At 71.1% G+C, this 12,145-nt stretch carries 10 protein-coding genes and 1 pseudogene; 7 read left to right on the plus strand and 4 right to left on the minus strand.

Features of this window, described 5'->3' with window-relative positions:
• Positions 1-9 precede the first annotated feature (9 nt).
• Together ACFVZW_RS00835 and ACFVZW_RS00840 are read right to left on the minus strand one after the other, a co-directional pair.
• Complete coding sequence (locus ACFVZW_RS00835; protein WP_384514737.1) at positions 10-927, minus strand: S1 family peptidase; 918 nt, start codon at positions 925-927, stop codon at positions 10-12.
• 653 nt (positions 928-1,580) lie between these two features.
• Entirely contained in the window at positions 1,581-2,789 is a 1,209-nt protein-coding gene (locus tag ACFVZW_RS00840) for a serine hydrolase domain-containing protein (protein ID WP_384514740.1), read from the minus strand.
• Positions 2,790-2,990: 201 nt separating this feature from the next.
• Here ACFVZW_RS00840 and ACFVZW_RS00845 point away from each other — a divergent pair, with 201 nt between their 5' ends.
• The 3 genes from ACFVZW_RS00845 to ACFVZW_RS00855 all read left to right on the plus strand — a co-directional run bounded on the left by ACFVZW_RS00845 (position 2,991) and on the right by ACFVZW_RS00855 (position 7,431).
• A complete protein-coding gene (locus ACFVZW_RS00845; RefSeq protein ID WP_384514742.1) occupies positions 2,991-4,814 on the plus strand; it encodes a glycoside hydrolase family 15 protein in 1,824 nt (607 codons plus the stop codon).
• Positions 4,815-5,044: 230 nt separating this feature from the next.
• Positions 5,045-5,629 (plus strand): PadR family transcriptional regulator, encoded by a 585-nt coding sequence (locus ACFVZW_RS00850; protein WP_384514745.1) that lies wholly within the window; start codon positions 5,045-5,047, stop codon positions 5,627-5,629.
• A 77-nt stretch (positions 5,630-5,706) separates the two neighbouring features.
• Positions 5,707-7,431, plus strand: a complete 1,725-nt coding sequence (locus tag ACFVZW_RS00855) for an acyl-CoA dehydrogenase family protein (protein ID WP_384514747.1) — start codon at positions 5,707-5,709, stop codon at positions 7,429-7,431.
• An 18-nt stretch (positions 7,432-7,449) separates the two neighbouring features.
• Here the strand turns inward: ACFVZW_RS00855 and ACFVZW_RS00860 are convergent, their stop codons facing one another.
• Both ACFVZW_RS00860 and eno read right to left on the minus strand, forming a co-directional pair.
• Positions 7,450-7,593 carry a hypothetical protein gene (locus ACFVZW_RS00860; protein WP_384514749.1) on the minus strand — a complete coding sequence of 48 codons (144 nt, stop codon included), beginning with the start codon at positions 7,591-7,593 and terminating at the stop codon, positions 7,450-7,452.
• Between the two features lie 109 nt (positions 7,594-7,702).
• A pseudogene (eno, locus tag ACFVZW_RS00865) lies at positions 7,703-9,004 on the minus strand (phosphopyruvate hydratase).
• Positions 9,005-9,193: 189 nt separating this feature from the next.
• Between eno and ACFVZW_RS00870 the strand changes: the two are divergent.
• From ACFVZW_RS00870 to ACFVZW_RS00885, 4 genes are all read left to right on the plus strand, one after another.
• Positions 9,194-9,616, plus strand: coding sequence for a MarR family winged helix-turn-helix transcriptional regulator (locus ACFVZW_RS00870; protein WP_383547452.1), 423 nt, complete (start codon positions 9,194-9,196; stop codon positions 9,614-9,616).
• Between the two features lie 125 nt (positions 9,617-9,741).
• Positions 9,742-10,377 (plus strand): LysE family translocator, encoded by a 636-nt coding sequence (locus tag ACFVZW_RS00875; RefSeq protein ID WP_384514751.1) that lies wholly within the window; start codon positions 9,742-9,744, stop codon positions 10,375-10,377.
• 67 nt (positions 10,378-10,444) lie between these two features.
• On the plus strand, positions 10,445-11,143 hold the full coding sequence (locus ACFVZW_RS00880; protein WP_384514754.1) for a VOC family protein: 699 nt from the start codon (positions 10,445-10,447) through the stop codon (positions 11,141-11,143).
• A gap of 28 nt (positions 11,144-11,171) precedes the next feature.
• Positions 11,172-12,047, plus strand: a complete 876-nt coding sequence (locus ACFVZW_RS00885; protein ID WP_384514757.1) for a hypothetical protein — start codon at positions 11,172-11,174, stop codon at positions 12,045-12,047.
• The last annotated feature ends 98 nt before the right edge of the window (positions 12,048-12,145 follow it).

Genomic DNA, 12,145 nt, shown 5'->3' on the forward strand with positions numbered 1-12,145 from the left:
GCTTCCGAACTAGAAGACGCTCACGCCGTACGCGCTCAGGGCCTCCGTCACCGGCTGGAAGAACGTGGTGCCGCCGCTGGAGCAGTTGCCGCTGCCGCCGGAGGTGAGGCCGAGCGCGGTGGTGCCGGAGAAGAGCGCGCCGCCGCTGTCACCCGGCTCGGCGCAGACGTTGGTCTGGATCAGACCGTAGACGATGTCGCCACCGCCGTAGTTGACGGTCGCGTTGAGACCGGTGACCGTCCCGCTGTGCAGACCGGTGGTGCTGCCGCTGCGCTGCACCGACTGGCCGACGGAGGCGTTGGCCGCGCCGGTGATGTCGCGGTAGCTGCCGTTGTACAGGTAGACCCGGCCGTCCGCCGCCGAGGCGTTGGAGTGGCGGATGATGCCGTAGTCGTTGGTCGGGAAGCTCGTGCCGGCGCGGGTGCCGAGCACCGTGGTGTTGGCGGAGTTGGTGTACCAGGTGCTGCCGATGTTGGTGCAGTGACCGGCGGTGAGGGCGTAGTAGGTCGAGCCGCTGCGGACGTTGAAGCCGAGCGAGCAGCGCCCGCCGCCGGCGTAGATGGCCTGACCGCCGGCGATGAGCTTGTTGAACGTGCCGGGAGTCCGCTTGATCTCCAGGGCGTCGGCGCGGTCACCGGCGGCCTTCTTGATCTTGGCGATCTCGGCGGCGGAGACGGTGGAGTCGGCGGTGAGGACGATCTTCCCGGTCGCCTGGTCGGTGTACCACGCGGTGCCGGGCACGTCGGCTCCGCGTACGGCCTGGTCGGCGACGGCGAGTTGGGCGGTGGTGGCCCGGGCGTCCTCGGTGGTGGCCGCGGACGAGGTGGGGACGGCAAGCGCTGAGGCGGCGAGCAGCGCGGTGGCCACGGCGACGAGCCGTGCGCCCTTCGCGACGCCGCCGAGGGGGGACAGGCGCTTGAGGTTCACAGATTCCTCCGGTGGGGGAGTGGGGGGAATCGCTGGGTGGGCGATCCCTTGAGCCGGGCAGACGGGTCCGGACCGAGGGGTGCTCCGGCATGGACCTGTCAAGCTCGACAGGAGGAATCCTCGAATCCGGGCGGCCTCGGCGGCAAGAACGCCTTTCGGCCGATCTACGCGCGTCCATGTGGTCCAAAGTTCCATCGGTGCCGTATGTGCCTGGATCGCTTGCCGTGGCGGGTGGGGCGGGGACGGGTCGTGCAAACACTTGCCGCAGTTTGCTGACGTTCTTTCAGGGAGTCGTGGCGGGAGCTTGGTTGGTGGTGTCGAGTCTCTGCGGGGAAGCGGAAGGAGAGATACCGTTTTGCCAGCTCAGCCACCGCGGCGCCCGCGATCCCGCGCCCCGGGCGCCGTCGTCGCCGGCGCGCGAGCCGGCCGAGCCCCTGCCGTTCGCCGGAGCGGTAGCGGGCGCACAGATCCGGCCGCGACCTCCGTTCGGACCGGGGGTGCGAGAGGGCCGGGCCGTGGCGGAGGGGAGGGCGTCCACGGGCCTGTGGTACAGGTGTGGACGCCCCTCAATGCCGTAATCGTTCCCCTCCGTCCGGGCCCGCCGGGTGTCCGGTTCCCGTCGCAGCCCAGGGCCGGGCGAGTCGGCGCCGCCCCTAGAGTGACGCGTACACCGCCTCGACCAGTGCCATCTTGCGAGGGTCGTCGGCGATGTTGGGGCCCATGCGGTTCATCACGTACCCCAGGGAGACCCCCGCCTCCGGGTCCGCGAGGCCGCAGGAGCCACCGAAGCCGTCGTGGCCGAAGGCTCGGGGATTGGGGCCGTAGGAGCCGTTGGGGCCGCTGAGCCAGAGTCCGAGGGCGCACTCCGTGTCGTGAGCGAACCCCGCGCCGAGGACCAGGTCCCGGCAGGATCCCTGGCCCTCGCGCGCCCGTTCGGCGGCCTGTTCGGACAGGATCCGGCGCTCGCCGGAGCGGCCGCGCCCGGCGAAGACGCCGTACAGCTCGGCGACCGCCCGGGCCGTTCCATGGCCGTTGGCCGCGGGCAGCTCGGCGGCGCGCCACTCGGGGCTGTTGGCCTGGGCGGCACCGACGAGCGGATTGGCCAGGGCGGCTTGCGCGGCAGGCTCCAACTGGGCGAAGAGAGCGGCCTGTTCACTCGCGGATGACGTTCGGGGGTGTACCAGCTCGGCCACCCGGACCGCCTCCTTCTCCGGGAGGCCGATGGTGAAGTCGATGCCGAGCGGTCCGGTGATCTCCTCGCGGAGGAAGTCGCCGGTGAGGCGACCGGTGATGCGCCGGATCACCTCGCCGACCAGGAAGCCGTACGTCATCGCGTGGTAGCCGGAGCGGGTGCCGGGCTCCCACCACGGCTCCGTCGCCGCGAGCCGGGCGGTCGTCACCTCCCAGTCGTAGAACTCGTCGAGCGTGAGCGGCTCGCGCAGACCGGACAGCCCCGCGCGGTGGGAGAGGAGATGGCGGACGGGCAGTGTCTCCTTGCCGGCGGCGCCGAACTCGGGCCAGTAGGAAGCGACCGGCGCGTCCAGGTCGAGCAGTCCGCGGTCCACCAGCAGATGAGCGCAGAGCGCGGTGACGCCCTTGGTCGTGGACCAGACGTTGACCACGGTGTCGTGATCCCAGCGCCGCGTACGGGCTCCGTCCGCCCAGCCGCCCCACAGGTCGACCACGGTCTCGCCATGGACCTGGACCGTCACCGCGGCCCCGAGTTCGTCCCTCGTGCGGAAGTTGGCCTCGAAGGCCTCCCGTACGGCGGTGAAACGAGGGTCGCAGTGTCCTTCGATCGACGGCGTGGGCGCAGACGCGGGTGCGGGCTCGGGCGAACGGGCCGGCTCGGGTTCGGGCATGACGTCCTCCAGGTGCGCTCGACGGTCGCGAGCAACATACCGACTGGTCGGATCGGGGGGAAGGTGGTGCGCACCGGGCTTGCGGAGGCAGGGCTGTTCGTCCGGTCGGTCCATCCGCGTTGCCGAGGCGGGCACCGGCGGGTTCCGTGGACACGAGCAGTGGCACCGAAGGCCCGGAGACGCGGGAGAATCGAGGTCCTCTTGCCCGGTTACCCTCCGATCGCCGATCACGGGCTGATCGGTGACCTGCAGAGCGCCGCCCTGATCTCCGCCGAGGGCGCCGTGGACTGGTTCTGCGCGCCCCGCTTCGACTCGCCGAGCATCTTCGCCTCCCTGCTCGACCAGGAGCGCGGCGGCCACTTCACCATCACCCCCACCCACGAGGACGTGACCGTCCGCCAGCTCTACCTGCCCGACACGGCCATCCTGATCACCCGGTTCCTCACCGCGGAGGGAGTGGGCGAGGTGGTCGACTTCATGCCGGTGGACGACCGGCCGGACGTCCCCACTGACCGGCACCGCCTGGTGCGGGCCATGCGGGTGGTGCGCGGGACCCTCACCTTCGACGTGCAGTGCCGGCCCCGCTTCGACTACGGACGCGCCCCGCACACCCTCACACGCGACGGCAACGCCGCCACCTTCCACGGCCCCGACCTCGACGTACACCTGCGGAGCACCGTCCCCCTGGACGCCGACGGCCAGGACGTCCACACCACCGTCACCCTCCAGCAGGGCCAGCGGGCCGGAATCCTCCTGGAGACCTCCGCACCGGGAGCCGTCCCCGCGCCGGTCACCGAACCGGAGATGCAGGCGGTCATGGAGGAGACCCGCGTCTTCTGGCAGCAGTGGATCAACCGCTGCCGCTACCGGGGCCGCTGGCAACAGATGGTCAACCGCTCGGCCATCACCCTCAAGCTGCTCATCTACGCCCCGTCCGGCGCGCCGGTCGCCGCCGCCACCATGGGGCTGCCCGAGCAGATCGGCGGCGAACGGAACTGGGACTACCGCTACACCTGGATCCGCGACGCGTCCCTCTCGATGCGCGTCCTGCTCGACCTCGGCTACTTCGAGGAGGCGGACGCCTTCCGCCGCTGGCTCGGCGCACGCTTCCGCATGCCGCGCGCGACCGGCAGTGAGCCGATGCAGACCATGTACCGCATCGACGGCGATCCCGACCTGCCCGAGGAGATCCTGGGGCACCTGTCCGGCTACCGTGATTCCTCCCCCGTCCGGGCGGGGAACGGGGCGGTCGACCAGCTGCAGCTCGACATCTACGGCGAGTTCGCCTACGCCATGACCCACTCGGCGGACCTGGCCGAAGTGGCCGGCTACGAAGCCTGGAAGGGGTTCTCCGCGCTCCTCGACTGGCTCGCCGACAGCTGGGACCGACCCGACGAGGGCATCTGGGAGACCCGCGGCGGCCGCCAGCACTTCACGTACAGCCGGATGATGTGCTGGGTCGCCCTCGACCGCGGCATTCGGCTCGCCAACCAGTACGCCCGCCCCGCCGACCTCTCCCGCTGGATCGAGCAGCGCGACGCCATCCTCGACCAGGTGATGGAACGGGGCTGGAACCCCCGGCTCAAAGCATTCGTCCAGCACTACGACAGCGAGGTGCTCGACGCGTCGCTGCTGCTCATGCCGGTGGTCGGCTTCATCTCCCCGAAGGCGCCCTCGTGGCTCTCCACCCTGGACGCCATGGACCGCGAACTCGTCACGGACAGCCTCGTCTACCGCTACAACCCCGAGGCGTCCCCCGACGGTCTACGCGGCTCCGAGGGCACCTTCTCACTCTGCAGCTTCCTCTACGTCGAGGCCCTGGCCCGGGCGGGCCGTCTCGACCAGGCCCGCTTCGCGATGGACAAGATGCTGACGTACGCCAACCACGTCGGGCTCTTCGCCGAAGAGATCGGCCCGACGGGCGAACAACTCGGCAACTTCCCCCAGGCGTTCACCCACCTCGCCCTCATCACCGCGGCCCTGGCCCTCGACGAGGAACTCGACAAGGCCGCCGAACGCCGCTGACCCGGAGCGCAAGCCGCCCGGCTGATCGGCGCCGACCCGCTGGCCGGACTGTCCGAGGGCTCCGATCTCCTGCGCGATCCGGACCGCACGGCCAGCCGGCTCGCGATGCTCCGCCGCGTGGACGCGGCCCGGTCGGCGCCCCGCGTGTCTCCGCGCCGGCCGGGTGAGCCGCGTCTCACCCGGGCGGTCGCGCTTGCCTATGCAACGAGTTGCATAGAAGGATTCCGGGTGTGGCGATCGAACACGCGATTCTTGTGTCCCTGCTGGAGAAGCCCGGGTCCGGCTACGAGCTGGCCCGGCGCTTCGAGCGGTCCATCGGGTACTTCTGGACCGCCAGTCATCAGCAGATCTACCGCGTGCTCAAGCGGATGGAGAACGACGGCTGGGTCGACGTCCGGGACGTGCCGCAGCAGGGCCGTCCGGACAAGAAGGAGTACACCGTCGCGGACCTGGGACAGGCCGTGCTGTCCAGCTGGCTCCACGAGCCCATCGAGCCCGAGAGCATCCGGCACGACCTCGCCGTGAAGATCCGGGGCGCGGCCTTCGACGACCCGGCCGCGCTGATCCACGAAGTCGAGCGGCACCGGCGTGCGCACACCGAGCGCCTCGCCCACTACCTCGCCGGCGAGGAACGCGACTTCCCGGATACGGACACCGAGGCGGACACCGAGGCGCCCGCCGCTCCCGGCCCGCTCGACGCCGGCCGGGAGCTCCAGCACGTCGTGCTGCGCGGCGGCATCGCGTACGAGCGGATGACGCTCGCCTGGCTCGACGACGTCCTCACCACCCTCCACCGGCTCGCTGCCGAGCGCTGAACCCCCGCTCCGCCACGACCACCGCGCCCTCACGACCACCGACCACCGCACCCCCATCGGACCGAAAGACGGAGCTCATGGCCGACTCGCTGCTGTTCAACCCGCACACCTACGACCCGGCACACTTCGATCCCGAGACCCGCCGACTGCTGCGCGCCACGGTCGACTGGTTCGAGGAGCGCGGCAAGCGCCGGCTGATCGAGGACTACCGCACCCGTGCCTGGCTGGGGGACTTCCTCGCCTTCTCCGCCAAGGAAGGGCTGTTCGAGACCTTCCTGACGCCCTCCGCAGACGCCGCCGAGGGGCAGCGGGACAAGCGCTGGGACACCGCCCGCATCGCGGCCCTGAACGAGATCCTCGGCTTCTACGGGCTCGACTACTGGTACGCCTGGCAGGTCACCATCCTCGGCCTCGGCCCGGTCTGGCAGAGCGACAACGCCGCCGCCCGCGCCCGCGCCGCGGAACTCCTCTCCCAGGGCGAGGTGTTCGCCTTCGGCCTCTCCGAGAAGACCCACGGCGCCGACATCTACTCCACCGACATGCTGCTGGAGCCCGATGCCGCGGGCGGCTTCCGGGCCACCGGATCGAAGTACTACATCGGCAACGGCAACGCGGCCGGACTCGTCTCCGTCTTCGGCCGCCGCACGGACGTCGAAGGCCCCGACGGGTACGTCTTCTTCGCCGCCGACAGCCGTCACCCGGCGTACCACCTGGTCAAGAACGTCGTCGACTCGTCGAAGTACGTCAGCGAGTTCCGCCTGGAGGACTACCCCGTAGCCCCCGAGGACGTCCTGCACACCGGCCGCGCCGCCTTCGACGCCGCGCTCAACACCGTCAACGTGGGCAAGTTCAACCTGTGCACGGCCTCCATCGGCATCTGCGAGCACGCGATGTACGAGGCCGTCACCCACGCCCACAACCGCATCCTCTACGGCCGCCCCGTCACCGCCTTCCCGCACGTGCGCCGCGAGCTGACCGACGCGTACGTCCGCCTGGTCGGCATGAAGCTGTTCAGCGACCGCGCCGTCGACTACTTCCGCACCGCCGGTCCCGACGACCGCCGCTACCTCCTCTTCAACCCGATGACGAAGATGAAGGTGACCACGGAGGGCGAGAAGGTCATCGACCTGATGTGGGACGTCATCGCCGCCAAGGGCTTCGAGAAGGACAACTACTTCGCCCAGGCCGCCATCGAGATCCGGGGCCTGCCGAAGCTTGAAGGCACCGTCCACGTCAACCTGGCGCTGATCCTGAAGTTCATGCGGAACCACCTGCTCGACCCGGCCGCGTACGAGCCCGTACCGACCCGCCTGGACGAGGCCGACGACACCTTCCTCTTCCAGCAGGGACCGGCCCGCGGCCTGGGATCCGTACGCTTCCACGACTGGCGCACCGCCTACGACGCGTACGCCGGAGTGGCGAACGTGGCCCGCTTCCGCGAGCAGGCCGACGCGCTGTGCGAGTTCGTCCTCACCGCCGCGCCCGACGAGGAGCAGAGCCGCGACCTCGACCTCCTCCTCGCCGTCGGCCAGCTGTTCGCGCTCGTGGTCCACGGCCAGCTGGTCCTGGAGCAGGCGCGCCTGACGGACCTCGACGAGGACGTCCTCGACGAGCTGTTCGCCGTCCTCGTGCGGGACTTCTCCGCCCACGCCGTCGAGCTGCACGGCAAGGACTCCGCCACCGAGCAGCAGCAGCTCTGGGCGCTGGGAGCCGTTCGGCGCCCCGTCGTCGACGAGGCCCGCTCGGGCCGGGTCTGGCAGCGCGTCGAGGCGCTCTCGGGCACGTACGAGATGGCGCCGTAGATCACCCTCGCCACTCGCTCAGCAGACGGTCCCGTCCGGGACCGCCTGCTGAGCGATGAGGTAGTCGTCGACGTGGCGCGTGGCGCGTGGCGCGTGGCGCAGGCGTTGCCGCGGCCGCTCCGCGGTCGTGGGCCAGTCCTTGCTGGTGAGTGCCGTGGTCACCTCGGAGGTGCCGTAGCGGCCTGCGGCCTTGTCGGCGGGTCCGAGGGCCTGCCAGTACGCCTGCGGATCGCGCGGGTGCGGGACGTCCGCACACCCTGGTTCCCGTCCGTCAGGAACGGTCGAGCACCGCTGCTCCCGCGTACCGCGCCGATGCGCCCAACTCCTCTTCGATCCTGATGAGTCGGTTGTACTTCGCCGTACGGTCCGACCGGGAAAGCGAGCCGGTCTTGATCTGGCCGCAGCCCGTCGCCACCGCCAGGTCCGCGATGGTGGTGTCCTCCGTCTCGCCGGAACGGTGCGACATGACGACGGTCCAGCCCGCGTGGTGCGCGGTGGCGACCGTGGCGAGGGCTTCGGTCAGGGTGCCGATCTGGTTGACCTTGACCAGGACCGAATTGCCGACCCCGGTGCGGATGCCCTCGCGCAGCAGACCCTCGTTGGTGCAGAACACGTCGTCGCCGGTGAGCTGGCAGCGGTCGCCGACGCGGGCGGTGAGCTCCCGCCAGCCGTCCAGGTCGTCCTCGGCCATCGGGTCCTCGACGGAGACGATCGGGTACGCGTCGATCAGCTTGGCCAGGTAGTCGGCGTGTTCGGTGGGCGTACGGCGCACACCCTCGCCCACGTACACATACGTGCCGTCCCGGAAGAACTCCGACGAGGCCGGGTCCATGACCAGGCCGATGTCCGCGCCGGGCCGGTAGCCGGTGCGCTCGATGGCCGTCATGACGAAATCGAGCGCCTCCTCGGCGGTGCGGAGTGCGGGCGCGAAGCCGCCCTCGTCGCCGACGCCCGTGGAGTGCCCGGCAGACAGCAGATCGCGACGGAGCGTATGGAAGACCTCGGAGCCCATCCGGACGGCTTCCGCGAAGGTCTCCGCACCGATCGGAGCGATCATGAACTCCTGGAAGTCCAGCGGGTTGTCGGCGTGGGCGCCGCCGTTGACGATGTTCATCATCGGCAGCGGGAGGAGGCGGGAGTCGGCGCCGCCGAGGTAGCGGTAGAGCGGCTGACGGTGGGCCGCAGCGGCGGCCTTCGCGGCGGCGAGGGAGACGCCGAGGAGCGCGTTGGCGCCGAGCCGGGACTTGTCGGCCGTGCCGTCGAGCGCGACGAGCGCGGCATCGAGCCCCGCCTGATCGCCGGCGTCGCGCCCGACGACCGCTGACGCGATGTCGTCGTTGACGTGGGCGACCGCACGGTCGACGCCCTTGCCGTGTCAGCGCCCGGGGTCCCCGTCGCGCAGCTCGACGGCTTCCCGTGCGCCGGTGGAGGCGCCGGAGGGGACGGCGGCACGGCCGAGGGATCCGTCGGCGAGGAGGACATCGGCCTCGACGGTGGGGTTGCCCCGGCTGTCGAGGACCCTGCGGGCGGTGACGGACTGGATGACGGTGGACTCGACTGCCGTGGAAACCATGGGAGGTCCTTCGCGTTGACGCACGCCGCGGCCCTGCTGCGACAGCGATGGCGCGTGCCGCGACGCCGGTGACTCTACAGCAATGCTGTTCAGTTTCGCTGTTCAGTTGTGCTGTTCAGTTGTGCTGTTCAGTTTGGCTGTGCAGATAGGGCACACAGCTGCGCTGGTCATCACCGGTTAAAGTGCCCTATGCCCACCCCGGAACCCGCCGCCGTCGCCACCGAACTTCGTACCGCGATGGGCAAGCTCACGCGGCGCGTGAAGCACGAGGACCGGATTCCGCTCGGCCACGCCTCCGTGCTCGGCACCCTGGATCGCGACGGGGCGATGACCACCAGCGATCTGGCGGCGGACCAGCGCGTCCGGCCCCAGTCCATGGCCCGCTCGGTCGGGCTGCTCATGGAGCAGGGGCTCGTCGTCCGCCGGGCGCATCCCACGGACGGCCGCAAGTCCCTGGTGGAGCTCTCCCCCGCGGGACGGGCCGCTCTCGAGGCGGAGCGCGGCCGCAGGGCGGGCTGGCTCGCCCAGGCCATCGAGCTCGAACTCACCGGCGAGGAGCGCGAAGTGCTGGCGCGCAGCGCCGCCCTGATGGAGCGACTCGCCGCGCGCTAGGGCGCGCACGGGCCGCGGGGTGCGGGGATACCGCGTACGTATGCGCCACGGGCGCTCGGGCCTCAGCGCATGAACAGGCCACCGCGCCGCAAGGGCCGCGCCGCCGCCCTCTATGCTGGCCGTCCATGGCAATAAGCGCCGCGCTGTGGTCCTTCGCTCTGGTCGTCGGACTCCTGACGCTCACCCCCGGCCTCGACACGGCCCTCGTCCTGCGTACCGCGGCCCTCGGCCGACGCACCCGTTCCTGGGGGGTCGTGCTGGGCATCCAGACAGGCACCCTCATCTGGGGCACGCTGACCTCGCTCGGGGTGACCGCGCTGCTGACCGCCTCCCACCTCGCCTACGAGATCCTCCGCTGGGCCGGCGCCGCGTACCTGCTGTGGATGGCCGGCCGCATGATCGTCGACACCTTCCGCGGCCGGCGCGCGGAGATCGATCCGGAGCGGCAGCTCGCGGGGGTCGACACGCTGTCCGGCGGCTGGCGTCAGGGGACCGTGACCAACCTTCTCAACCCCAAGGTGGGCGTCTTCTACGTCGCCGTCCTGCCCCAGTTCATCCCCGAAGGCGCCCCTCACTTCACGATGGGGCTACTGCTGACGGCCGTCCACGTCACGCTCGGCATGATCTGGTCGACCGTTCTGATCGCCTCCGCGTCCGCCCTCGGCACCTGGCTGCGCAAGCCGCGCGCCCGCAGGATCCTCGACCGGGTGACGGGCACGGTCATCGCGGCCTTCGCCGTGCGCCTGGCCCTCACCGACTGACGACGGATCCACCGGAAGTGCCGGGCGGACGAAGGGCGTTGTCGGTGCCGCGCTCTAGGCTGAGCGCATGACTGATGGAGAGGCGAAGACCGAGCGGATCAGGCCGCAGCAGTTCCATGAGACTGCGGGCCTGGAGGACTGGCGCGTGCTGGGCGAGGGTGCGTGCGCGTACTTCCGCACCGGATCACTCGCGGAAGGTGCGGAGCTCGCACGGGCGATCAGCGAGCTGCCTGGTGTCGGGGAGGGACACCCCGACGTCGACCTGAGGTTCCAGGGCGTGACGGTGCGGCTGATCACGATCGCGGGCGACTACTACGGGCTGACCGAGGGCGATGTCGAGCTGGCGCGGCAGATCTCCGGGGTGGCTCGCACCCTGCGCATACCCGCCGACCCGTCCGCCGTGCAGACCGTGCAGGTCACCGTCGACGCACTCGCCGGACCGGAGGTCGTGGCCTTCTGGCGGGCCCTGCTCGGATACGAGGACCGTGCGAACAGCCCTGAGGACCTGATCGACCCGCGACGCCGCGGGGCGCCGTTCTACTTCCAGCGGATGGACGCGCCTCGCCCGCAGCGCAACCGCGTTCACGTCGACGTCTGGGTGCCGTACGACCTGGCCGAGAAGCGGATAGCCGCGGCGATCGCCGCCGGCGGCCGACTGGTGACCGACGCCCACGCGCCGTCGCACTGGGTGCTGGCCGACCCCGAGGGCAACGAAGCCTGTGTCGGCGCGGCGGGCTGGACGGGACGGACACGTCCTACGCCGTAATCGGCTCCCAGCGGCGGATAGTGGAGGCGTGGACGTCGAGCAGGTCATCGAGGAGTTGTACGGGCTGCGGCCCGAGGAGTTCACCGCCGCCCGTGACGCGTACGTCGCCGAGGCCCGCAAGGAGGGGGACACGGACGCCGTGAAGGCGGTCTCGGGTCTGCGGCGCCCGACGACGGCGGCGTGGGTGTCGAATCTCTTCGTACGGGAACGGCGGTCGGACGTCGATCGACTGCTCGCGCTCGGCGAGACCCTCCGGGAGGCCCACCGCACGCTCGACCCGGCGAAGATGCGGGAAGCGAGCGGGCAGCGGCACAAGGTCGTCGCCGCGCTCGCCCGCGAGGCGGCCGGGCCGGCGCGCGACGCCGGACAGCCGGTCAGCGACGCGGTCCTCCACGACGTCGAACAGATCTTCCACGCCGTCCTCGCCAGCTCCGACATCGCCGAGCAGTGGGCGACGGGCAGGCTCGTCAAGGCACCCGCGGTCCCGGTCGGCTTCGGCGAGGTGGTTCCCGAGGTCGCCGTTCCCCGGTCGGAGTCCGCCAAGCCCTCAAAGCCCGCGAAGTCCCCGAAGCCCGCGGCGAAGCATGCGAGCACAGCGGAGGCGGAGCGCCGCGAGCGGGCTCGTACGGAGGCCGAGGCGGCCGCCGCGGAGGCCCGCGCCCGCGACGAAGCACTCCACGCGGCCGAGGAAGAGCGAAGCTCCGCGCAGGCCGAGGTTGTCGCGGCGGACGAGAGCGTCACCGAGCTGGAGCGGCAGCTGAAGGAGGCCGAGCAGGCGAAACGCGCCGCGCGGGACGCGGCGGCCGAGGCCGAGAAGGCCGCGAAGGAGGCCGGCCGCGCGGCACGGGACGCCCACCGTGCCGCCGACCGGGCGAGAAGCAAGCTGGAGCGGTCGGCTGATTGACGACCCATCAGGGTCGCCGACGGCGCCGGCTCGGGAGCGGGACAGGCCGTCAAGGCCGTCACCGGCGGCACGGTCCCGCGCCGTCGGACGCCGAATCA

The organism is Streptomyces sp. NPDC059567 (assembly GCF_042735655.1).
Lineage (GTDB): Bacteria > Actinomycetota > Actinomycetes > Streptomycetales > Streptomycetaceae > Streptomyces.